21 protein-coding genes and 2 pseudogenes are annotated in these 22642 nt (G+C 35.9%); 6 read left to right on the top strand and 17 right to left on the bottom strand.

Annotated features, from left to right (window positions below):
* Positions 1-284: 284 nt before the first annotated feature.
* On the bottom strand, positions 285-2900 hold the full coding sequence (gene ppsA, locus ACYP5M_RS00345) for a phosphoenolpyruvate synthase (protein WP_459734455.1): 2616 nt from the start codon (positions 2898-2900) through the stop codon (positions 285-287).
* 338 nt (positions 2901-3238) lie between these two features.
* Here ppsA and ACYP5M_RS00340 point away from each other — a divergent pair.
* Positions 3239-3461, top strand: a pseudogene (locus ACYP5M_RS00340) (site-specific integrase); the annotation flags it as partial.
* 258 nt (positions 3462-3719) lie between these two features.
* On the opposite strand, the gene ACYP5M_RS00335 reads toward ACYP5M_RS00340, so the two are convergent.
* The 3 genes from ACYP5M_RS00335 to ACYP5M_RS00325 form a co-directional block, all read right to left on the bottom strand.
* Complete coding sequence (locus ACYP5M_RS00335; RefSeq protein ID WP_434169161.1) at positions 3720-4451, bottom strand: DUF6843 domain-containing protein; 732 nt, start codon at positions 4449-4451, stop codon at positions 3720-3722.
* A 430-nt stretch (positions 4452-4881) separates the two neighbouring features.
* Entirely contained in the window at positions 4882-5421 is a 540-nt protein-coding gene (locus ACYP5M_RS00330; protein ID WP_459734454.1) for a DUF2812 domain-containing protein, read from the bottom strand.
* The gene (locus tag ACYP5M_RS00325; protein WP_434169159.1) at positions 5418-5759 is read right to left on the bottom strand and encodes a PadR family transcriptional regulator; all 342 of its coding nucleotides are present in this window, start codon (positions 5757-5759) and stop codon (positions 5418-5420) included. The genes ACYP5M_RS00330 and ACYP5M_RS00325 overlap by 4 nt, the downstream gene beginning before the upstream one ends.
* 385 nt (positions 5760-6144) lie before the next feature.
* Between ACYP5M_RS00325 and ACYP5M_RS00320 the strand changes: the two genes are divergently transcribed.
* Complete coding sequence (locus tag ACYP5M_RS00320; RefSeq protein WP_434169158.1) at positions 6145-6921, top strand: GNAT family N-acetyltransferase; 777 nt, start codon at positions 6145-6147, stop codon at positions 6919-6921.
* 100 nt (positions 6922-7021) lie between these two features.
* Here the strand turns inward: ACYP5M_RS00320 and ACYP5M_RS00315 are convergent, their stop codons facing one another.
* The 4 genes from ACYP5M_RS00315 to ACYP5M_RS00300 form a co-directional block, all read right to left on the bottom strand.
* Positions 7022-7219: a hypothetical protein gene (locus ACYP5M_RS00315; protein WP_434169157.1), complete on the bottom strand. Its 198-nt coding sequence runs from the start codon at positions 7217-7219 to the stop codon at positions 7022-7024.
* Between the two features lie 51 nt (positions 7220-7270).
* Complete coding sequence (locus ACYP5M_RS00310) at positions 7271-7486, bottom strand: hypothetical protein (RefSeq protein WP_434169156.1); 216 nt, start codon at positions 7484-7486, stop codon at positions 7271-7273.
* 86 nt (positions 7487-7572) lie between these two features.
* On the bottom strand, positions 7573-7767 hold the full coding sequence (locus ACYP5M_RS00305) for a hypothetical protein (protein WP_434169155.1): 195 nt from the start codon (positions 7765-7767) through the stop codon (positions 7573-7575).
* Positions 7768-7928: 161 nt separating this feature from the next.
* Positions 7929-8369, bottom strand: a complete 441-nt coding sequence (locus ACYP5M_RS00300; RefSeq protein ID WP_434169154.1) for a phage portal protein — start codon at positions 8367-8369, stop codon at positions 7929-7931.
* A 128-nt stretch (positions 8370-8497) separates the two neighbouring features.
* On the opposite strand from ACYP5M_RS00300, the gene ACYP5M_RS00295 reads away from it, so the two are divergent.
* Positions 8498-8770, top strand: a complete 273-nt coding sequence (locus tag ACYP5M_RS00295; protein ID WP_434169153.1) for a hypothetical protein — start codon at positions 8498-8500, stop codon at positions 8768-8770.
* 89 nt (positions 8771-8859) lie between these two features.
* On the opposite strand, the pseudogene ACYP5M_RS00290 reads toward ACYP5M_RS00295, so the two are convergent.
* The 4 genes and pseudogenes from ACYP5M_RS00290 to ACYP5M_RS00275 form a co-directional block, all read right to left on the bottom strand.
* Positions 8860-9204 (bottom strand): annotated as a pseudogene (locus tag ACYP5M_RS00290) (terminase large subunit); the annotation flags it as partial.
* A 65-nt stretch (positions 9205-9269) separates the two neighbouring features.
* A complete protein-coding gene (locus tag ACYP5M_RS00285) occupies positions 9270-10034 on the bottom strand; it encodes an HNH endonuclease (RefSeq protein WP_459734453.1) in 765 nt (254 codons plus the stop codon).
* Positions 10035-10214: 180 nt separating this feature from the next.
* Positions 10215-10667: a VOC family protein gene (locus tag ACYP5M_RS00280; RefSeq protein WP_434169151.1), complete on the bottom strand. Its 453-nt coding sequence runs from the start codon at positions 10665-10667 to the stop codon at positions 10215-10217.
* An 840-nt stretch (positions 10668-11507) separates the two neighbouring features.
* Complete coding sequence (locus ACYP5M_RS00275) at positions 11508-11717, bottom strand: hypothetical protein (RefSeq protein ID WP_063589940.1); 210 nt, start codon at positions 11715-11717, stop codon at positions 11508-11510.
* 395 nt (positions 11718-12112) lie between these two features.
* On the opposite strand from ACYP5M_RS00275, the gene ACYP5M_RS00270 reads away from it, so the two are divergent.
* A complete protein-coding gene (locus ACYP5M_RS00270; RefSeq protein WP_434169150.1) occupies positions 12113-12358 on the top strand; it encodes a hypothetical protein in 246 nt (81 codons plus the stop codon).
* Between the two features lie 259 nt (positions 12359-12617).
* Here the strand turns inward: ACYP5M_RS00270 and ACYP5M_RS00265 are convergent, their stop codons facing one another.
* Together ACYP5M_RS00265 and ACYP5M_RS00260 are read right to left on the bottom strand one after the other, a co-directional pair.
* Positions 12618-14069: a spore germination protein gene (locus tag ACYP5M_RS00265; protein ID WP_459734452.1), complete on the bottom strand. Its 1452-nt coding sequence runs from the start codon at positions 14067-14069 to the stop codon at positions 12618-12620.
* A 426-nt stretch (positions 14070-14495) separates the two neighbouring features.
* Positions 14496-15680, bottom strand: a complete 1185-nt coding sequence (locus tag ACYP5M_RS00260) for a serine hydrolase domain-containing protein (RefSeq protein ID WP_459734451.1) — start codon at positions 15678-15680, stop codon at positions 14496-14498.
* Positions 15681-16217: 537 nt separating this feature from the next.
* Between ACYP5M_RS00260 and ACYP5M_RS00255 the strand changes: the two genes are divergently transcribed.
* Positions 16218-17135, top strand: a complete 918-nt coding sequence (locus ACYP5M_RS00255) for a LysR family transcriptional regulator (protein ID WP_434169147.1) — start codon at positions 16218-16220, stop codon at positions 17133-17135.
* Between the two features lie 171 nt (positions 17136-17306).
* On the opposite strand, the gene ACYP5M_RS00250 is transcribed toward ACYP5M_RS00255, so the two are convergent.
* The 3 genes from ACYP5M_RS00250 to ACYP5M_RS00240 all read right to left on the bottom strand — a co-directional run bounded on the left by ACYP5M_RS00250 (position 17307) and on the right by ACYP5M_RS00240 (position 21977).
* Entirely contained in the window at positions 17307-18752 is a 1446-nt protein-coding gene (locus ACYP5M_RS00250) for a M20 family metallopeptidase (protein WP_459734450.1), read from the bottom strand.
* Between the two features lie 37 nt (positions 18753-18789).
* Complete coding sequence (locus tag ACYP5M_RS00245; RefSeq protein WP_459734449.1) at positions 18790-20031, bottom strand: MFS transporter; 1242 nt, start codon at positions 20029-20031, stop codon at positions 18790-18792.
* Between the two features lie 1271 nt (positions 20032-21302).
* Positions 21303-21977 carry a tyrosine-type recombinase/integrase gene (locus tag ACYP5M_RS00240; RefSeq protein WP_434169144.1) on the bottom strand — a complete coding sequence of 225 codons (675 nt, stop codon included), beginning with the start codon at positions 21975-21977 and terminating at the stop codon, positions 21303-21305.
* Between the two features lie 234 nt (positions 21978-22211).
* Between ACYP5M_RS00240 and ACYP5M_RS00235 the strand changes: the two genes are divergently transcribed.
* A complete protein-coding gene (locus ACYP5M_RS00235; protein WP_434169143.1) occupies positions 22212-22640 on the top strand; it encodes a MarR family winged helix-turn-helix transcriptional regulator in 429 nt (142 codons plus the stop codon).
* Positions 22641-22642 lie beyond the last annotated feature (2 nt).

The raw sequence follows: 22642 nt of genomic DNA, 5'->3' as shown, positions 1-22642 counted from the left end.
ATGACAAAGGAACCGTATCATGCAATCTTATCAAGTTAAAGTGACATAATTGTAGTTTGAATCATTATAGAAATTCAAACTGTTTTTCAACTAAAAAGTAACACACTAGCATCTCATATGAAGTGTTACTCCATTGTAGTGTTTAAAATCAATTACAATCATTTAACATAGAAAAAAATCCCTGATCAAAAAGCAGGGATTTTTAATGGTCTTAGAGAACACAAAAATGATTATTCGATAATAATTTCAATATAACATCCTTTATACTGTAAGGTATTCAGCAATTACAATATTTCGATATACCCCTCTGTCCCATGCACTCGAATTCGTTGCCCATCTTTTATCAGTTCAGTCGCATGTTCCACCCCAACAACTGCTGGTAAGCCATATTCACGTGCGATAACTGCTCCATGGGTCATCAGTCCACCAACTTCGGTGACTAAGCCTTTTATGGAAACAAACAATGGTGTCCAGCTAGGGTCAGTAAAGGAAGTGACTAATATATCTCCATCCTCTAGATTAGCTTCTTCCATGTTTAAGATGACACGTGCTCTTCCCTCAATAACACCGGAGGAAACAGGCAGACCTACAATAGCTTCGGCTGGGAGATTTTCTCGTTTGTACTCACCTACAATGATTTCACCATCAGACGTGATTACACGTGGGGGAGTTAGTTTTTCAAATAATTTGTACTCGTCTTTACGTTTGCTGATGATCTGGTAATCCAGTTTGTTTGTGCGTACTACTTCGCCAAGTTCTTCAAAAGTGAGAGAGTATATATCTTCTTTTTCATGAATGACGCCTATTTGTACGAGTTGGTCGGCTTCTTTCAGTAAAGCCTGCTTATAAACGAAATAGCGACTAACCATGCCGTATTTGGGATATTCACGATAACCGATGAAATTCCGGATTAGGTCGATCATTCGTTTTGTTTCCTTGGCTTTTTGATCACCATCCGGTAATCGCTTCAATCGATCTAATAACTCTTGTTCTTTTTTCAAAGCTGCCTGTCGCCCTTGCTCAAATTTCCGTTTACTAGCATTAGGCTCAAAGTTTTTGATGTTACCCAGAATCAACGGGACAAGTGTAATTGGTTTTTCACTCCAACGAGTTCTAGTAATATCGATTTCCCCGGCACCTCGCATACCGTATTTGCCGAGATAATCATAGATAGCTTCTTGCGTTTTTTGTCCACCTTCGAACTTAACCAGTTCATCCAAAAAGTTATCATCTTTTACATGTTGTAAATAATTAATGACTTCCGGATAAGGACGAATCACATCTGCGACCTCCAGTAGCGCCAGACCCATTTCCGAGGTAATATTGTTTGGTACAGATTGAGAAAGCGTATCTGCTGCGTTTTTTTCACCTAACCACTCGTTCATTTTTTCATTGATCCATGATGAAGCATCCATAGCAGCCATAAACACAGCTGAACTTTGTGGGTCAAATAAAATCTTCTTTAATATCTGGATATCTTCCAGAATAAAATCAAATAAATCCGACCCCGATTTCGTTTGGATGTTTTGTTTTAACTCTTCTATCGATGTTTGACTGTACTTAATCAAATCAGAAACGATTGTCGGGTCGTTTTCGATTTGTGCCCTAGAATTCGCAGACGACACACTTTTATTGCTTTTACCGGAACTCTGTTCTTGCTTATCATTTGGTAAAGATTTTATAAAATCTCCTCGCTCTATTATGGTAATGAGTGCGTCTTTCATGAGCGGATCATGTTGTCCCATGGCATCTAAAAACATTTTTCTGCTGTCAGGTGAAGCCAGCATATGTGTGACATCAACAAACAGCCTCCCGCCAGCTTTACGCATAGGTGCAGGAGTGGTTAACAGGAAAAAAGACAATCCCAATGGTTTCATGGGGTCGGTCATCATTTGTTGATGACCGACAGATACATAAATGTGATTTACTTGATCATTCGCTTCAGGGATCGGGTATAAAGTAGTGATTGGCCGACTCTGGACTATATAAAATGCATCATCAACCAGACACCATTCGATATCTTGTGGGCGACCAAAACAAGCTTCGATTTGTCTTCCGATGCGTGCCAGTTGTAAAATCTGTTGATCAGTAAGTGTTTGGGTCTTTTGCTGATCCGGATCGATCTGTTGTTTCACTGTTCCGCCTTCTTTTAGTCCATGGATAGCCAATTTCTTGGTTGCTATCATCTTATCGACGATTTCCTCTTTCTGCACTTTATAACAATCGGCAGAAACCAAGCCAGAAACCAGTGCTTCTCCAAGTCCAAAACTGGCATCGATTGATAGCAGCTTTCGGTTAGAAGTTATCGGATCAGCTGTAAATAAAATCCCTGAAGCCTGTGGAAAAACCATCCTTTGAACGATAACGGATAAGTAAACTTCACTGTGGTCAAATCCATTTTGCATACGGTAAATTACCGCACGATCCGTAAATAGGGAAGCCCAACATTTCCTGATATGCTGCAAGATGGCATCGACGCCGATGATATTTAAATAAGTGTCATGTTGACCAGCAAAAGAGGCATGTGGTAAATCTTCCGCAGTCGCACTGGACCGGACTGCATATGCATGTTCATCACCAAACTGGGAGAGAAAGTGAATAACGGCTTTCACAACATCGGAAGGAATTTCTACATCCTTAATGATTTGTCGAATCTTCCTGCTGATTTCACCAATTTGTTCACGATCTTCTACTTTTAGAATTGTCAGTCGATCCAACAAAGCTTGGTACGTTTCGTTTTGTTCGATGGCTTTTTGATATCCCACGGTTGTAACACAAAATCCTTCTGGTACTTGTATTCCTTCAATTTTTGATAATTCCCCTAAATTTAATCCTTTTCCGCCAACGAGCAATAGCTGTGTTTTTTCCATCTCCTGAAAACCGAGAACCAATGAACCCATTCTATATCCCTCCCACAAATCTCAATAAAGGTCTATTGTATTTTAGCAGTAGCAATTAAGAATAAATAGTCTATATTTACCATTTCTTATATGCTATAATTAAATTAGGAAGAGTAAGAGTTCAACTATCATACAGTAACCAAATGCCCCGGTTTATCCCCTTGAAAGCAGTTTATATACCTTTTAGCCCACAATGAATATGATTAAAATTAACTTTTTTTTCATCCGTTTTGTTTATTTTTACCAAAAACACCTTATATTAATATGAGATTTCAAGCTCTTATTAAACTAACCTGCGTAGTTAGTGTAAGTACAATATTTAATTTACCATAGAATTCCTGAACCAAAATAAATTGGCCCTGTCAGAACTATATCACGATTTAAACCTAGTTCTTTGCAGGGATAATCGCAGCTACATGCCAAAGTCTACTTATTTAACGCATTCAGTCGCATCTTAAAAAGGGCTGAGTTGCCATCACTTCCCCCATCCATTCCCTCCGTCATACACATGCAGTGCTCCAGCTAGAAGCTGGAGCAGATATGAAATATGTTCACACTCGAAAAGAAAAACATGGATAAGTTTGAGGAATATACCAAAGGGATAATCGATTAAATTTTTTTGCTAAAGTTTGTGGGTAAATGGTGGGTAAATCTATTTCATTTCATTTAATTAATTTAGATTTGCCCACAAAAAAAAACCCCTGACACCAGAGGTGTAAGGGGTTTGAGGTCAGAAGGGTTGTGAAGGTTTGTACTTAAACTAACGGGGCAGGTTAGTTCATCAAGCATAGTTTGTTCCCAATTGTGAAGTCTACAATTTTAAAATAATTGTGGTTCCATATTATAATACTTCTTTAAAATATCATTAATCATCTGTACGTTTCCATCTTCATTCTGAGCTTCCATCGAAAATTCCTCACTGCAGTTATCCTTTTTTAGCTTAAATCCTGTATAAATAATATCTATATTATCCTCCAGAGTAGTTCCACCTGTTCCAAATGTACTTACACACTTATTATCTATAGGTGTTCTATGTCCTTTATCATCAACATAGAAGTATTTGTCCGTTATTGTACCGTAGTCCAAGTCCTTAGTCCTGGTCGCATAATAGCCCTTTTCATTGATCTTATGCACCTCATAGCCATCTTCTTTCTCGATTTCAGGAGCTCCTTTAACATTGTAAAATACAAAAACATCACCTTCATATCCTTCAGGTATTAGATATATATCATTTGTCTTTCTTTCTTCACTTATCGCTAAAGTAATGATTATTCCTAATCCAATTGCAACCCCTAAACTAACAATCACCTTAACCCATTTTGATAAACGCCTATTCTTACGTAACGATGAATAGACTACAAAAGAACTTACACTGAGTATAATCAACACAGGAGTTACATAAATCACACCGTAAATAGTACTTTCACCTATTGAAGGATAATATACATCTGGATCTCTATCTAAATATGGATTATAGGCCATTATTGATCCAATAATAGAGATAATGAAAGATAAAATCACTGCTGCTAATATCACTTTTAATAAATTCACAACTAAATCAGCTTCCCCTAATAACCTGTAATAAAAACAACTCAATTTTAACAAACTAAGATTTGGAAGAATACCCCCCTACTGATTATAATATTAAATAAAAAAAGAGGAATCCGTTTAGAGTCCTCCAATTGATTTATTCAATTTTGCTTAACTGACAGTTTGTGTAAACTCTACAAAAAGTCTTAATGAACTAAAGGGTGCGTTAGCTTAAGATTGGAGCTGTCTTTAAGGCAGCTTTTTCTTGTGGCACTAAAGGCGCAGATTAGTTCTATAAGGGGCAACGTCAGGAAAATGCGGATTTACAACGATAAGGAAGTCTCGAACATTAAAAAAGCGATTTACAGTTTCTTAAGAAATCGCCTTTTTATTTGTTTTACTAAGCTACCCGTTCGTGAAATTTTTTTTTGTTTTCGAACTTTTTTGATATTTACTCCTTTCGTAATTTCAATAATTTAAATTGATAAGAAAGGTATGGTAGGCCGGGGAAGATAAGAATGATAAGGAAAATTATCCCTAATACTCGAAAAAAGTTCCCAATACTTTCAGATACCCATCCCCAATTACTAAAGACACTAAGCAACCAAAATATAACGGTAGAAATGAAGAATGGAAGAGAAGCTTTCCCCATTTGATTCTTTTCTCGTTCATATTTTTCAACAGTAGTGGGTCTGTCTGTATAGATTGGCTTGGTTCCTGTAGGGGCACTAAATATATGAATTTCATTACCTACAGAACATACATGTGACCATCCAGCAACTTCAAAGAAGGCTAAATATTCATCATCTACTTCTTTTTGATAATCCAGTGAATACTCAATGTTCTTACGTTCCCCTTTTCTTAGCTTGTACCCTAGCCCTGCAAAATTTTCTAAAACCCATCCCTCTTTTGCATATTCGGCAAGCTTTTTCATCTCTTTTTCTTCAAAAAAAGCTAAACCACCACTAGGAATATATTTAACCTTATTCATGATAACTGCTCCCCTCTTCGTTTAAATACTTCTTCTGCATGTAATACCATTTCCCGTCTTCGCTTTACTTCTTTTTTCAAAAGTTCAATACCCTTTTCTGTTGCAATATAGGTTTTTCTTTTCTGATCATGATCATCAAACAGTTGAATTAATTCAGCAGCTAACAGTTTCTTGATTGTTGTATACATAGAGGCAGGTCCAATTGAAAATCGCTGATCAGTCATTTCTTCAATAGTTTGCATAATGAGGTAACCATGCTTCGCATCAACTAAAGACAATAAAATATAGTAAGCTGTGTCCGTCAGTTCACCTATTTCTAATGAGACATTTCTCCCCATGATCTTCCTCCTTTTTATATCATTAAACGATATATCATTAAATATAATATATCGTTTAATGATATAAAATTCAATGGGTTATCGCAGATTATTAAAACTATGGGAGTTAAGATTTTATTTTTGTTTTTTGATTATATAAATGTTTGGTTCTATAAAAGCATAGTTAAAAGAATATAAAAAGTTATTCGATTATAGGGCGCGATTCTTTAATAAGAATCGATTTTCTTAATGAACTAACGGGTGCGTTAGCTGAAGATCGAAGCTGACTTTAAAGGCAGCTTTTTCTTTTGGAACTAATGGGTCAGTTTATCTCAAGAAGGATTCCACAAACTTAAGGAGAATTTTTCACATATACTTTTAGATGATTTGGAGAGGAAGGGTAAACATGAGTTTTTATTTTAAAGAATGTGAACAAAGTGACGTTAGAAACTTACTCCGGGAATATGTAATTGCATTAAGTTCTCCTATTGATTCCTTCTTAGAGGATCAAATTTTTAATTCCGCATTTTATACTATCAGTTACAATTCTGAAGTTGCAGGTTATTATTCCGTTCACAGTAATCACTGCCTTACACAATTTTATTTAGACTTATCATATTTTAATGAAGCCCAAGAGATTTTTAAAAATGTTCTGAGCAATCATTCAATCCAATCTGTACTTGTTCCAACATGCGACGAACTTTTTTTAAGTTTGGTATTAGATCATGATTATAAAATCGAAAAACAAGCTTACTTTTTTCAAGATAACAAAGTGGAAATTCCAAAAGAAAAATTATATAAAGGTGGGGATTTCAGAGCTGCCGTTCCTAATGATGCTATAAAAATAACCCAGGTATGTCAGGACTTCATTGATAAAGTGGAGGAACGTATTAAAAATAGAGAAATATTTACCTTCACTAAAGGAAATATACTACTTGGAATAGGGATTGTAGAACGAAGTAAGTTACTCGACAGATATGCAAGTATCGGCATTTTTACAAATGAACAGTTCAGAAAACAAGGAATAGGTAGAACGATAATACATCACTTGAAGGAATGGTGTTATGACAATAATCTAAATCCGATTTGTGGGTGCTGGTATTATAATATTCCGTCTAAACAAACTTTAGAAAGTGCTGGTATGGTCTCTAAAACAAGATTATTGAATATCAAAGTCCTCTAAGTTATTGATTGTAGTGGTTAGGTTGTTGATCTCAGGAAGAAAAAGGAGAAAATATCGTATTAACTATAAATGATTCTGTCTTAAATATCTAAGCACAGAACTATATAAATAGAATAACATTCGTCGAAATCATTAAGCAATTATCTCCTTTAGATGCTAAAAATTCAGAAACAAAATCAATCGCTCCACCATGACCTTTTGTATATGTTGGGGCTTTCATGTTCATCAGCTCTTCTAGATCCCTGCGACTAAACGTCTCTGGCTTCTTAACAGGTTTCTTCTTCTCATCACGGTTCATTGTTCTCACCCCAATAAAAAAAGCACCCAAATTAATGGATGCCCCCTCCTTTTATTCACTACTCTTGACGTTTTTTATTAAATCATCTCTAAATGACTTTGCATCTCTTTCAAAAACTTTTTCAAAGCTTTTTTCATACTCTTCGTAGGTTATCTGACCTTTTTCAATCAGTAATTCTACTATAGCTTTAACCCTTACTCTATTCGACACTAATTCATTCGTCATATTGGACAATAAAATACCGATTTTCTCATAATCATCATTCATTTTGTCATCCCCTTCGTTTAACCAATACGACAAAAGGAGAAGTTTTCCTGCAAATAATAAGCACTTAAATGTATGAGTGCTCTATTTTAATTAAATTCATAGCGATTATCATATGTTCTTTCTAATTTGCTCAAAACGCAGTATTCCTTTTTTAAAGTTTGCAACTGATTCTCCAACTCTGAATTTATGCCGTTTGCCATTTTCTCTATAATTTCTTTTTGGACTTTTTTATTGTCAAACAACTTTTTTAGCACTTTCGCATGTTCATCAAATATATCCACCTTTTCTCCCCCTTAGTTTTCATACTATTTATATTCAACTAAAAGGCAAGGATTCCTAATTGTTTGTTCTCTCTAAAATAGGTACAAGACATTACTATCACTTTATTTGTTGTAGATCATGTATTTCTGAATGCCTAGTTTACAAGAAACATAAAAAACGCCTACCCGATGGATAGACGGTTATGATATATATTCAACAAAAGAGGGAATACGTAGCAAACATCTTTGAATGAATCATTGACCAGCGCATATTTAACTCGTGTGAAAGAGTCCGCAATCAATAAATCTTCGGTATCCGACTGGATAACCAAACACTCATTGTCATAGATCAGCTTATGGACCAAAATCTGCCAAAATCGGCTGGCTGACATGTTCGGATTCGGTCTGACATTTAATCGGTAATACATTTCGTCCTTCACAATCTTTTTGTCCTTCTTCACATAAAATTCTGATTGGCTGATGGTGCGGCCAATCATATTGATACAGGTCTGTATTGCCAATTGCTTCATGTAAATTTTTTTGGAAGTTTCTTCGATTAAATCAAAATCAATCATGAATTCCAGTTCCTTATTTCTGCTTTTTATCAGATCTAGAAATCCCAAAATCTCACCTCCTTATCTCGCAATTTAATCGGACTGTTGCATAGTATAATATTTACACAAACTATAATTATTGTTAAAATTCGGTAGATACCGATTTTTATAATTTAATTCATAAAGGGGCAAGTGTAGTGCAAAAAACCTTAGGGCTTATATCTATTCTAATTCCAACAGTTTTAACTATATTAATTATTAACTTTTTATTTGATATCGTATCCTTGAAAATTCAAGGGATGCCGCTCGTATTTCCGTTTTTAGTATGCCCAATAGGAGCGATCATTGGTTTTGTAGGATATAAAATGAATCGTAATAAACTTCCGTTAGTTGGACTAGTTTTTAACATTATTTTATTCGTATTCCCAATCTTATATAACATCGTCGTTATTCTTACACAAGGTGCATAACCTGTAGCGCAAAGGGGTTGGATTATTCCAATCCTTTTTATTTATACTTATCTGTTTTATTAGATAAAACACACAGTTTGTGTCTACTCTTAAAAATCTATATCATCCAAGAAAAAGTCCATCTCTTCTTCCAATACATCATCCGCTTTGAACAAGGCATGAATAAATGCCTGGAAGCCATCTGTTTTCCTTCTGAATTCATCCTTTTTCAGATACTCCTTGTTTCCATCCTTTTTAATGTGAACATAGACATTATTCGTATACCAGCGCATTAACGGATTGTCACCAAAAATAATATTGTGGTTTGCAAATGCTGTTTCCACTCTTGGAGCGAGCAATGAATGAATTGCTTTAGGATTGCGAATAAATTCTAGTTCGAACCCCTCAGTTGCTAGAGCTGTTTTAACTAAATTCATCCGAAAGGTATGTTCTACATAACCCAGAAGTTTACGTTACCACATATCGTTTACTCAATTTGTTCAGATTTTCGCAATTTGCATTAATCCATATTCCAGAAAGGAACGTTGACAGAACTGGTTGCTGTTGACCTAGCTCCTTTGGATGTATTGCACTTTTCACAAAGTAACTGAAAATTTGAAGCATCATTGCTGCCGAAAAGCTTCAAGGGAACAATATGGTCAATATGAATTGTGTTTTGAGGTCTAATTAACTTTGTAAGATCACAACGACATTCTGGCTTTGAGCAAGTTCCTTTGTCCCTGTGAAAGACAGCGTCCGTCAGCCATTTGGGGAATCTTTGTCTCTTAATACGGTTCTTTTCCGTCACATAGTCTGGGTGAGATGTTTTTATATCGTCAATGTAGTCCTCAATAAAATCAGCAAGCTCCAAATGAAAATCATGTAAAAACTTTCTATCTAGGAAAATAACTTGAAACGCTGAATGAATAATCAATTCGTCAAACTCACCATTATTTTCGTCAACAAACTTCTCCCACATTTCAACTATTTCATTGCAACTACAATCATTTTCATGCCATTCGTCGGAACAGTTATCAAAGTCTGGTATCGGAAGGTCTGGTTTCAAGTTTACCTGATCCAGTGTTCGAGAGATAAAGTTAAAAAGATATTCTTTTTCGTGAACATTGCCTTTTATTTTAGAAATTTCTTCAGAAATATCTTGGAAGTATGCCAAATACCCATGAACTGCCGTTGTTTTATTTGGTTTGACAATAACGTCAATTAATTCTTCTCTGAAAGTTTCAAAAGCGTTTCGTCCAGCTTCATATAAATAATTGATAGCCAATCCAGCCAAACCCCTGCTTCTTCTCCTGGCGACCAAGGGGCTCGGAGAGTCCCGCAGCGTGAATGCTGTGTTATATGACGTACCCGACTTCTTCGAGTTACTTTCACACTGCTTTTCTGTTTCAATTTTTACTTCAGTAATGTATATTTCAGTAAAGGCTTTTTATAAAACGTCACTTACTTATTTGTTACCGAGTTGTTCCGCCAAACCGATTAGAAGTCCTTCGGTTCCACGAATGTAGCAGAGCCGATACGAGTCCTCGTACTGAACCACTTCGCCAACGAGCTGAGCACCATACTTAGTGAGTCTGGATACCATTTCGTCAATGTCTTCAACGGTGAACATGACGCGTAGATAACCGAGGGCATTTACAGGAGCAGTCCGGTGATCTGATATAGTAGGTGGGGTGAGAAATCGCGAAAGTTCAAGTCGGCTGTGGCCATCTGGGGTAACCATCATAGCAATCTCTACGCACTGAGAACCCAATCCGGTTACGCGACCAGCCCATTCACCTTCGACAGTGGCTCGCCCTTCGAGCTTCAAGCCAATCTCCTCGAAGAAAGAGATTGCGTCATCAAGGGATTCTACAACGATGCCGACATTGTCCATTCTTAGTAATTTGTTTTTTTCCATAGTTTTATCTCCTTATGTGTAAAAATTTATTATCTGATCATCTTCATAATTATTCTATTAAAAAGTTACAAATTCCTTCCAAAAAAAAACACCTTGTCACAGTTCATGATAACAAAGAAAAGTCACAGTATAGGAAAATGTGAAATTAGGTTTTCGGTATGTCATATAACATCTTGTTAACGAACAACACTTCGTAAACCCTCTACTATTGGAATATTCGCGAACCTTATTTCGTAATACCTTTTTTGTATTTTTCATAAGTTAAGTTTACCATAACCTTCTTTCACTAACCTGCCCCTTTAGATTAAGAAAAAGCTGCCCTAAGGCAGCTCCGATTTCAGCTAACGTTAAATTGAATACAAGCTTAAAATCCCAATTATCATAGCGATTATAAGAATTGATACTAAACCAATAAGTATTTTCATCCAAGTTTTCATATAATCACCTACTTGTTGGGTTTTGTGACATAAAAAAGACGGTTTTACCGTCTAATAGATTGCACTAGTTTTCTTAGTAAAAACAAAACTAATATTGCGAAAAGAGAAGATAGAATTAATCCTGGAATATTTATAGTAGTTAACAAATTCACACCGCCAAATTATATAATTAACTAAATTTTAGGTGTTATTACAAAAGTAGTCAATAATCAAGGTTCGAATAAGCTACGCTTCTAGAACTTACCTGCCCCTTTAGTTCCATAAGAAAAGAGCTGCCTTAAAGACAGCTCCAATCTTCAGCTAACGCACCCGTTAGTTAATTAAGAAAAAGGTTGCTTCAGCAACCTCCCTTATTGAAGTATTTAATCCATCAATCTATAAAACAAAAAAGGTTAGCTCATAGCTAATCTTTTTTGTTCTTAATGATAAATTCCCCTAATTTCCCCAATAAATGTAATGTGTAAATAATCATTAAGGCTCTGGCTACTACAAAACCATCTATAGCTAAGTCATATCCGCCTCGTAATAAGGCTGAATCCGAAAACCAAAAATAAATTGATATTGCCAGAGGTATTAAGAGAAAAATCAAAGCTAGTTGAGTTTTTTTATCCATAAGATCCCGCCTTATTATATGTATTTTACAAATAATAGCATTATTTCTTGAAAGAAAAAACTAAAAAGTGGAAATGATTCACTACTTAAATGGCTCTGTAAGGCATTTAAGTAAGAGGTAATATAAATACGTCAGAGGATATAATTCCGTCCACCAATGCACATCGTTTTTGGCATTTTACGATAGGTCTTATAATAGCACTCCTTATGGAAAGTTCCATAAGGAGAAGCTGCCTTAAAGACAGCTCCGATCTTCAGCTAACGCACCCGTTAGTTCTATAAGACTTATCGCAGAGTTGACACAGACTGTGAATAAAAACATTTAAAGAAAACAGGAGAATCAACTGCCATTTTTGAATATAATCTTTGAACTAAAATAAGTAGGGAGACGGTGTAGTGAGCGATATAGACAAACGAAACAGATTAAGTGAAGAACCATTTACTTATCGAATAACGAAAAAAGAAACAGTAGTAATCAATTACAAAGGTAAACAAATTAAATTTTTAAAGGATAGGGAGGCTCTGCGTCTTATAGAAAGAATCAATGAAGTTGAAAATAATATAACAGAACTACAGTTATTGTTAGCTAAAATTACGGGTAACTTTAAACGGGGTAACGAGAAGTTGGGTAAAAATAAATAAACTAAGCCTTCGTAGTTCGAGTACACAACGCTTATGGAACTAACCTGCCCCGATAGTTGCATAAGAAAAAAAGCTGCCTTAAAGACAGCTTTGATCTTCTACTAAGCACCCGTTAGTTCAACAAGGGACCAACCAACATATGTTTTCGCACCTGCATTTATTTTCGAAATTGGAACAAAAAAGCCAAGATCAAGATATGTTGACTTGTACAGTTAATATTTTTGTGTTCTTTGCAAATTGTGATCATAATAACAAAAAATTAATCATCATCCTCAGGATAAGTATGTTTGCTATTAATTAGTGTCTGTAAATCTCCTCTATAGATTGAATCTTTCAATTCCTGTATCCTAAACGGAATCAAAGGCGAAAGATAGGGAACACCTAAAGATTTAAGGCTTACCATATAAATTATTTGAATTGTTGCAGCGATGATTAATCCGTTAAATCCAAAAAAATTAGCAGTAATCAAAAAAAGCAGTCTCAAAGTGCTTTCAGCAGCAAGCATTCCTCTATTAGCGAGTAGAAAACTAGAAATAGTTGTTATACCTACTATTATGAGACTAAGTGGATGAATTAGTTTTGCCGTAACAGCTGTTTCGCCTACTACAATTGTTCCGATTAAGGAAAGCAAAATCACTGAAGTTTTTGGAATACGATATGAAGCATCTAATAATATTCTTATGATAAATAAAAGAAGTGCAATTTCCCAAAAGGTTGGTAATAACTCATTTTTAGATATAAGTGCCTTTGAAATTTTGCTAGTTAAATCTTCTTTATGAAAATTTGCTATCGCAATATAAACACCAGGTAAGTATACAGCTAAGAAAAAGCAAATCATTCTTATTATTCGATTTGAAAACCGCCCCATTTTTAAGTGATATTCATCTGGTGCCTGTAATAAATCCATAAAAAGTGTGGGTGTAATGATAGCAGTAGGGAAACCATCTACTATTATTATTACTTTTCCTTCATATAATGAGGATACAACTCCATCAATTCGTCCTGAAGTTCTTGCTAAATTGAAAATTGATCTTGGTTTTCCTTCCAATACATCTTCCACAACTTTTGAATTTAGTACATACTTTATTTTTAGACTTTTTAGCCTCTTTCGTACTTCTATTAAAATTCCTTTATCAACAATACCTTCTATAAATAATATTGAAACTGCTGTTTTGGAGATTGTCCCAAATTCCATTGCTTCTACACAGAAATCGGGAGTTTTTATTGTATTTCTTAACAAATTAATATTTGTTTTCATTTGTTCTGTTAGCCCAATAGCTGGTCCCATTGGTGACCGTTCTCCTAGTGATTCTTCAAGGCTTCTTTCCTTCCAATTGGCTGATGGTATGATAATTCCTTTTCTATAGCCATTAATCAATATAATGGTATTTCCTTGTACGATAGCTTCTATTAACTCTTTGTACTGAGTCGAGTTTTTCACATCAGCTGTTTCAATCATTCTCTCGATAATTTGATCAATAAGTGATTCATTAAACTTTACAGTCTTGAACGGCTCTAATAATGGTTTGACAACATATTCCTGTATGCGGTCTGTATCAATAATTCCATCCAAATAGACAATATTGATTTCAAAAGAACCTTTGAAGCCTGTTTTTATTTTTCTAACAATAAGGTCAGATGTATGATGAAATGTATTCTTTATATTGCTAATATTTTCTTGAGAACATTCCTGCAATTCTTTTTTAATCATTCTATTTCACCCTTAAAGTGTATTCACTTTAGTTTGAGGAAATATCTAAAATTTTATCCGTATTCAACTATCCTGCCCCGTAAGTTCCATAAGAAAAAGCTGCCTTAAAGACAGCTCCGTTCTACAGCTAACGCACCCGTTAGTTGATTAAGGATATTTTATTTTTTTAACTGTTTATTTAAAAATTCAAGACATACTCTTTGAGATTTTTCCCTTTTTATAATTCTTTTTACACGCATTGTACTTTGTAAATACTGCCTAACATTTCTATTTACAAAAAACAATCGATGATATTTTTCATCTTCGTATATACCTTTAAACCAAGTATGATTCTTCTTCTTAGCTTAATGGTGATGGGATTACAACAGAATTTAGCGGATAACATGCGTTAATCATGAAAGTCACCACGCCCGACTTCTATTGATTTTATTCCTTTACTAAATGTTCTATTATCGCTTGACAAGCATTTGTCTCCTTTGAACTAGGAGACAGATAAGAAGATAATTTTACAATCACTGTATCAGCTTTTGGTGCAATGCATATTCGCTGATCAAACTTCCCACGGGCTGAATATCCACCGAATTGATCATGGCTAACCCACCATTTATTATGATAAGAGAATCCTGATAGATGACTATGATTACTTTCCGCAAGATATTTTCGGTTACCACCTTTTTTAATTTCCCTTATAATATGTTCCGGAATAATTTGTTGGCCATTATAGTAACCATCGTTAAACATCATTTCACCAAATCGTGCCAAATCACGCAACGTAGCCCGCATACCGCCGCTGGCCATATCTGTACCAATTAGATCCAGTTGCATTAATGCGTTTTCTTCTGCCCCAAGTTTAGACCATATTATTTCTTGGATTAATTCTGCTATGTTTTTCCCTGTCAAGCGTTTGACAATCCATCCCAATGTTTCTGTTTGTCCGTTTTCATAATAAAATGCAGTACCAGGTATTTTATCTTTTTTGCTCGACAACATAAAATCATAAAGATTTTCTGGTCCATTGTAGTTTTCTGGTTTTGGCATTGAACCTGTTGCAATAAAAATGGGTGTCCCCCGACCTATTCCAAATGGCGTGTCGGCTTTCAGATATTTCACAGGAACTTGCATATCAAGCAATTGCTGAACTGTTCCATCACCAAGTCCTGTTCCTTCTAACTCAGGAATATAGAAGGAAGATTTTTTATTAATATCTAATAATCCTTCATCAGCAAGAACACTAACTATCAAGCCTACAAAAGATTTTGTAGCAGAGTTCAGTGCATGAGTCTCATAAGATCTATATCCATTAAAATACTTCTCATACACAACTTTTCCTTTATGCATCACTAAAAAAGCATCTGTGTCAGTTCTCTCAAGATAGGCTAAAACACTTTCACCATTCTTATCGTTTATTTTTTCTAGATCTAATTGGTCTTTTGCATATGATAATTGGGTAGGCTTTTGGTTTCCTCTCCATATAATACGACTGGGGCTCAGTTCACCACTATGACAATAGCGTTGCAAATTTTTTTGTGAAGTAAACCAATTATCCTTCGTAACAATATCTTCTTTAAACGGCGGAAAAATCTTCATTTCATTCTTTGTAATAGACTGCATTACAATCCCTCCTATTTTTTATTTTAGTTTAAAAAGCTCGTTATTTATTTGCATATTTTTTTCCGGAGATTATAGATAGACCCAAAATGCACATACTATCCCTATAATACTAATGCTGAAAAACATCCATCTCCACCCAAGGGAAACACCAATACCCCCTATTGTGATTGAACCCAGCGCACCACCAAACGTTTGTTCAGAAAGAAAGAACTTGCTCTACCCCTTTAAGAAAATACTTATTATAAAGCCTGATTAAAAGAGTTAAACTGTAGGTCTTTTAATCGGAATAATAGCTACTTTCATCGCCTTCCCTTAAACTTTCTTCATTCTAGATTTGTACTATATTCTGCATACTTTACTCCTTTCATGGAGTCGAAAACGCTTACACCTGTTTTTTTAAGTGATTGCAACAATTATTCTATTTATAGATTAAATAATTTTAATATTCTAAATACATTTTATATATAGTTATAAGTAATGTAAAATAGCTATATATCATATTTGTTTGAATGAAATTCATATAAAGGAGTAAAAGTTATGCATATTGAACAATTAAAATATATTGTTGAAGTGACTAAAACACGTTCTATTTCCATCGCTGCACAAAACCTTCATGTATCTCAGTCTACAATAAGTAAGGCTATTACCAATTTAGAAAAAGAATTAGGAATTAATTTGTTTACACGTTCACGTTTAGGCGCCATACCGACGGCTGAAGGCAAAAACATCATTAAAAAAGCGTATGAAATTGTTGTTAAACTTCATGAAATACAAGAAGAAGCGCAAGAACAAACTTCCTTAATAAATGGAGAAATAAATCTATCAGCCAGCGCCAGCTTCTTCACGCCAATTTTACTCAAATCATTATCAAACTTCAAAAAAGACTATCCCAACTTCCGTATTGTCATGACGGAAAAAAAATCACCAAATATTATTGAAGCTGTTTTACAAGGTAAGATTGACTTTGGATTAGCCATGATCGATGAAATTGATTGGGATGCTCATGAAGAGTTAGTTTTCGAAACACTATTAGATGGGGAAATAATGGTATGTGTTAATAAACATTCTCCATTGGCATTCAGTGACTATTTAACTCCTGAGGAATTAATCAACGAAACAGTAGTGATGTATGATGGGGAAATGTGGAAAGATTCAATTTCTCTATTTATGAATAGATACGGCCCCATGAATATTTTATTTACTTCGAACAATACTGAAGTCATCAAACAATCTGTTTCAGAAGGATTGGCGATTAGCTTTTTGATGGATATAGCACTAAAAGATGATCATTATGTAAAAAGTGGAGAAATTATCCCATTACCCTTAATAAATTTCGAATCCAACCACTCCTACCACCGATCCTTCGGATTGGTACGTTCAAAGAAAAAACATTTTTCTTTTGCAACCAGAGAGTTTTTAAAATGCATTAAATTACATTTCTCCAAATTAGAATGAGGTACCAGCCACAGATCGTTAATCGCCTGTTTAAATTGCATTAAAATTCCAAGAACAACAATCTTCTGCGAACCTTTCCTCTAGGAGACGAAAAATGGAATTCAACAAAAAGCCCTTGAGTTGCCATAAAGCAACTGCAAGGACAACACTTTTTTAACAGGCTTTAGGGAGCTATTGGCTACTCATGGCAGGCTTGACTCTCTGTGGGATTGGACAGACGTAACTAGCGCCATCTAATCTTTCCTTTAGTTCGGCTTTTGCTTGGTCAATCACTTCCGGGCGAAGCAACAATTCGACAGCGGTAGCTGCCATCACTTTGCCGGCATGAAGCATACCTTTGTGCCCAATGGATGTTCCTCCCTGCGCCACAATCTGCCAAGTATGAGGCTGCGTCCCCATTGCAAAGCAATTAGTCGCGCATTGCACAGTGGGTACAATCCAACTGACGTCTCCCACATCGGTTGAACCAGACATGTTAAATGTTTTGTTAACGAAAGGCAGGAGAACGGTGGAAAGTTCTTGTTCTTTCATCTGCTGTACTAAATCCTTGTCTGTATTAAGCTGTAGCTTATCCAGCATATGCAAAATACTTTGCTTCTCCGATTCCGGTAATGTGGTGCGTATATGACGAGCAAATTCTTTTTCTTCCTCGTCAAATTCTGGGACACCCAGCTGGCGGAAATTATTGTACATGACAGGTAGCAGAGTTTGGTTGGAAATCACATTGGAGCATCCCTTGTCAAAAATGATGTCAACTTCCGTTTCCGTCATCAAGGCTGCACCGCGGGCAATCTTGCATACCCGCTGATAAATCTCTTCCACCTGCGGCGTTTTTGGAGCACGAACCATATAGAGTACTTCCGCTTCCGCCTGCACGACATTGGGGGAAAAACCACCTGGATTAGTAATTGCGTAATGGATACGAGCTTCCGGAATGATGTGTTCACGGAGGAAGTTGGCCCCGATGTTCATCATTTCTACAGCATCTAGTGCGCTACGTCCAAGGTGAGGAGTGGAAGAGGCATGGGCTGCTTTTCCCTTAAACTTGAAATAAACCTGATAGTTGGCAAGATTAGTTGTTGCTGCGACTGCATTAAAGGGGTACGGATGCCAGCAGATGGCGGTGTCTACATCATCGAACAAGCCTTCGCGGACCATGATCGTTTTTCCTGAACCCCCTTCTTCGGCTGGACAGCCGTAGTAGCGGACCGTTCCTTTGATATGGTTTTCTTCCATATAGTGACGAACGGCGACTGCAGCAGCCAATGAACCCGTACCCAGCAAATTATGCCCGCAGCCATGACCATTGCCGACCTGCTGAATCGGCTGATGCATAGCTATTCCTCGTTCTTGGCTTAATCCAGAAAGAGCATCATATTCCCCAAGGATGGCAATGATGGGGCCGCCGCTTCCATAACTACCAATGAATGCAGTTTCCAGGCCGCCCACTCCTCGTTCTACTCTAAATCCTTCTTCTTCCAGTGTCTTGCAAAGCAAATCTGCAGAACGGAACTCTTCAAACCGGGTTTCGGCATAGTCCCAGATACAGTCACTCACATGGATAAATGTTTCCCTTTTTTGTTCAATGATTTCTGCAATTCTTTGACGGTTAAACATGAAGAACACCTCTTTTTTTTAATGGATGGAAAACCAGCTACTCCGCTTTGGAGTTTAGCTTTATATCTAGCTCATTTATTACGTCAGAATGGGTTCGTAGCGTCATCCCAACCAAAAGTGAAATGCCAAGCGCGGCGATTAAAAACCAAAACCCTGCACCATAGGAACCGTTAAACTGTTGTATCATGAATCCCATCGCGGTTGGGGCGATGACACCAGCTACTTGCCCACCCAAATACACCATTCCGGTAGCCGTTCCCATTGAAGATGAAGCTATATATTTCAGCGGCATCGTAAGCGTTGCGGTCAAGGCGAAGCAAACACCGATGTTGGCCAATGTCCCAAACAGTACAACGTAAGTAATGGAAGGAGCTTGAATAAAGAAATACAGTGAGATAATCCCAATTACAGAACCAATAACGATTAAATATTTTTCGCGTCCAACCATGTATTTGTCCAATAGCCAACCGCTGACTAGAATAGCAATAAGGCCGAAAACTTTCGGAATAACTTCCAAAGCACCCATCGAAAGTAAGTCTAGGTGGCGTACTTTAACCAAATAGGATGGCATCCATGACTGCGAGCCCCAACTCACGATAGAAATACCGAAATAGATCACGGTAAGCTGCCATAACATTGGAATCTTAAGGGCCTGTTTAAACGATATTTTTTCTCTATGTTCCTTTTTTGGAACCATTTGTTTTCCCGCAGGATGGAAATATTTCCAGTAAAAGATTGCAAGGATCAAACCGGCAAAGCCAAGGATGACAAACATGAGGTGCCAATTAAATTGACTGATTAAGGTGGCAATAACCAGTGTACCTAACACGCCTCCTACCTTCCCGGCAGCAAGAAGAAGTGATTTAGCACGTGCGCGCTCTTTCTGTGGAAAGGTTTCCGCGAGTGAGACTTGGCTTGCGGCAGGAAAACTTCCTTCTCCAATACCGAATATAAAACGGAAGGTAATTAGAGAAAGAAATGACCAGGCCATCCCAGTTATGATGGTAAAGATCGACCAAGCAATTATGGAAAATAAGATTACTTTCCGTGAACCAAACCTGTCTGCCAGACTGCCTCCAATCGGCTGCATGATAGCATAGCTTAGAAAAAAACTGCTAATTATAAGACCTACCTGTGTTTCCGTTAATCCGAACTCTTTAGAGATCGGAATGACAGCTATGTTGATGGCTATCCTGTCAAAAGTGTTGATAAACCAACCAAAACAGAGAAGTACAAGTATCAAGGTTTTGTGTTTACGGTATGCAGCAGGTGTGTCCATCAATCAACCCCCTTTTTGAAACCGTTTTCATTTAAGTTGAGAAAATCTTGAAGAAAGACATCCTTAGTTATTAAAACAAATACTCCTTTTTAGCTTCCAAATAGTATTTTTAGTTATTTGTAGACATTATGAGGACAATGATCAGACATATGAGGCAAGTGTCTTGACTTAAATTCATCTAGACCGAATAAATGCAATCTCCCTCATATTCTCTTTCAAAAATCCTAGCCCCACCAGAAGTTTAAAAGAAGTTTTTGAAGGTTGGTTTCGACTTCAACTGACTTTCTACAAATTGATAAAAAACTTCGACAGCTAATTCCTTATGAAAATCTAACGTAATACATTTTTTATTTGGATTTTCACGTGTTAGTTTCCCAGTTATGGATTTTATTTCCTTTTTCAGGTTGTTCAATATTAGTCACTTATGTTCCTAAGTAACCTAATAGATTTGAAACAAGCGTTGCTGCTTAATACAGATGATACATTTAACTCTGTTTCCCTTCTAAAATCGAATTCAAGTCATGTAGCTTCACCCTTTCAAAAGAAAATTGTTAGAAAATAATTAATTTTCATAATTTATTTTATAATTGATTTTAAAGCATGTAAAATGTCTTTTTTTCATATCTACTTGAATGAAATTCATATAAAAGAACTTTCAATGAAAATGAGCAATTAGAACATGTTATAAAAATTGTGAAAATGAAGAGCGTGTTTTGAAAAAAAGATTGATCAAAACACGCTCTTAATATATTCGGTTGAATCATTCTTTTAGGGTACCGCCACATACCCATCAAGCGAAGTTAAAAGCATACCCTCAAAATGAAAAAACACTTTGCTTATCGTAAGAAGTTTACGAGAAGGAATGGCGTTTTTGGCGAATCCAATCATTTCAAATGAACTAAATTTTCTCGACCAAGAGATACATTATCTCCGGTAGTCTTACAAGACATGTCTAAACAAGTTAGCTTTATACAGCGATTTATTGCTAGCGATTTCCTGACTGAACCATACGCAAAGGGCAATGAGTTCGTTTGCTTGATACTTAGCTTTCTTGAAGAAGCGCTTTGCAGCCTTTTTGTCTCTTGTTTTACTGAAATGTTCAAGAAGAAGAGCGAACTTGTATATAGACTTTCCAAAAACTAACCGATAGTGGATTCCAAAGGAAACACGATTGATTAACCTGCCCCGATAGTTTATTAAGAACACAAAATAAAAAGGACCCTTGGTCCCTTAAAAATCCTTTCTATACAAGTCTCTCCGCATTGCACCACTTAGATTTGCATAAATTTTGTGGTTTCACTTTTTTCATGACCCATTAAATTTTGAATCACTTCTAAAGACGCTCCATTATTCAATAAATTTGTGGCGTAACTATGTCTAAGCTGGTGGGGATGAATGCTCTTTTTAATGTCCGTTCTCTTTGCTACAAGATTTATAATGTTTCTCGCATGAGAAATACTCATTCGATGGGGTGCACGCGTTGTCACAAATAGTGCTTCCTCATGATCTTTTCGCTCACTTAAATATAGCTTCAACCATATTTCACAACGAGTATTGAAATATACTTCTCGTTCTTTATGTCCTTTACCTAATAAGATTGCTGATTGATTAGATAAATTGATTGAGGTCCTATCTAGAGTTATTGCTTCACCAATTCTGCATCCAGTTGAATACATAAACTCAAATAAAGCATTTTCGAATGTTGTTTGACAAGCTTCCCGCAAATGTTCAATTTCCTCTTCAGACAAGTATTTTGGAACCCTTAATTCTAATTTTGATTCCTTGATTTTGGAAGCAGGATTTCCATTAATTAAATTTTCATCCTGAGCCCCTCTAAATAAAGATTTAATAAATCGAATTCTGTGACCCAGACTGGATGGCTTAAGCTTTTCCCAGATAAACTTTAGGAGAATTAGTTGAAAGTTCTTGAATGGATATATTTCCAAAACTATTCACCAACAAGTTAAATTGGACATAATGGGCTTTTAATGTTTGTTGAGAATATCCTTGGATTTGCTTATCTGCCTTATATAAACCCCACACATCAGTTAAGATCATATTTAAGCAAAAGTTGCAGTACCAAAATACTTGCTTTATTATTTAGGGTATAGTATATTAATTGATGCATCAACTATTGAGCTATCAATTATTTTGTCTAACGTATGAAAAGAGGGTGTTTCTTGACGAATTCATGGTCTAATGAATCTTTTATTTTATATAAAATGAACTGCCTTAACAAACAGATAAGTTCAAAATTTGAAAGTTGTATGGGCATTAGTCAATCAAGACATGATATCTTATATCAGCTTTATCAAGTTGATGAAATTAGTCAAACAGCACTTCAAAAAGAGGTTAACATTGACAGTGCAGCGATTACCCGGCATTTAAAACAACTTGAAGCGGCTGGGATGATTTTAAGACGCAAAGATCCGGAGGATAATCGATTTACTCTTGTCTGTCTTTCAGATTATGGTCGCAAACAGATTATTCTCTACCAAGCTGAAAAGGCTCGTTTTGTCACTTTAATGCTTAAAGATTTTAAAGAAGAAGAACGTCAAGAGTTAACAGATATGCTGACACGCATTCAAAAAAATATAAGCCAAGTCTAACA

The sequence above is a fragment of the Peribacillus sp. N1 genome, assembly GCF_054600815.1.
This window is presented reverse-complemented; position numbering and strand designations above follow the sequence as displayed.

Bases quoted from the DNA above. Each gene is read 5' to 3' on its own strand.
- ppsA (WP_459734455.1), bottom strand. From the start codon at position 2,900: ATGGGTTCATTGGTTCTCGGTTTTCAGGAGATGGAAAAAACACAGCTA.
- ACYP5M_RS00330 (WP_459734454.1), bottom strand. From the start codon at position 5,421: ATGAATAAGGTTAAATATATTCCTAGTGGTGGTTTAGCTTTTTTTGAA.
- ACYP5M_RS00325 (WP_434169159.1), bottom strand. From the start codon at position 5,759: ATGGGGAGAAATGTCTCATTAGAAATAGGTGAACTGACGGACACAGCT.
- ACYP5M_RS00320 (WP_434169158.1), top strand. From the start codon at position 6,145: ATGAGTTTTTATTTTAAAGAATGTGAACAAAGTGACGTTAGAAACTTA.
- ACYP5M_RS00315 (WP_434169157.1), bottom strand. From the start codon at position 7,219: ATGAACCGTGATGAGAAGAAGAAACCTGTTAAGAAGCCAGAGACGTTT.
- ACYP5M_RS00310 (WP_434169156.1), bottom strand. From the start codon at position 7,486: ATGAATGATGATTATGAGAAAATCGGTATTTTATTGTCCAATATGACG.
- ACYP5M_RS00280 (WP_434169151.1), bottom strand. From the start codon at position 10,667: ATGGAAAAAAACAAATTACTAAGAATGGACAATGTCGGCATCGTTGTA.
- ACYP5M_RS00275 (WP_063589940.1), bottom strand. From the start codon at position 11,717: ATGGATAAAAAAACTCAACTAGCTTTGATTTTTCTCTTAATACCTCTG.
- ACYP5M_RS00265 (WP_459734452.1), bottom strand. From the start codon at position 14,069: ATGATTAAAAAAGAATTGCAGGAATGTTCTCAAGAAAATATTAGCAAT.
- ACYP5M_RS00260 (WP_459734451.1), bottom strand. From the start codon at position 15,680: ATGCAGTCTATTACAAAGAATGAAATGAAGATTTTTCCGCCGTTTAAA.
- ACYP5M_RS00255 (WP_434169147.1), top strand. From the start codon at position 16,218: ATGCATATTGAACAATTAAAATATATTGTTGAAGTGACTAAAACACGT.
- ACYP5M_RS00250 (WP_459734450.1), bottom strand. From the start codon at position 18,752: ATGTTTAACCGTCAAAGAATTGCAGAAATCATTGAACAAAAAAGGGAA.
- ACYP5M_RS00245 (WP_459734449.1), bottom strand. From the start codon at position 20,031: ATGGACACACCTGCTGCATACCGTAAACACAAAACCTTGATACTTGTA.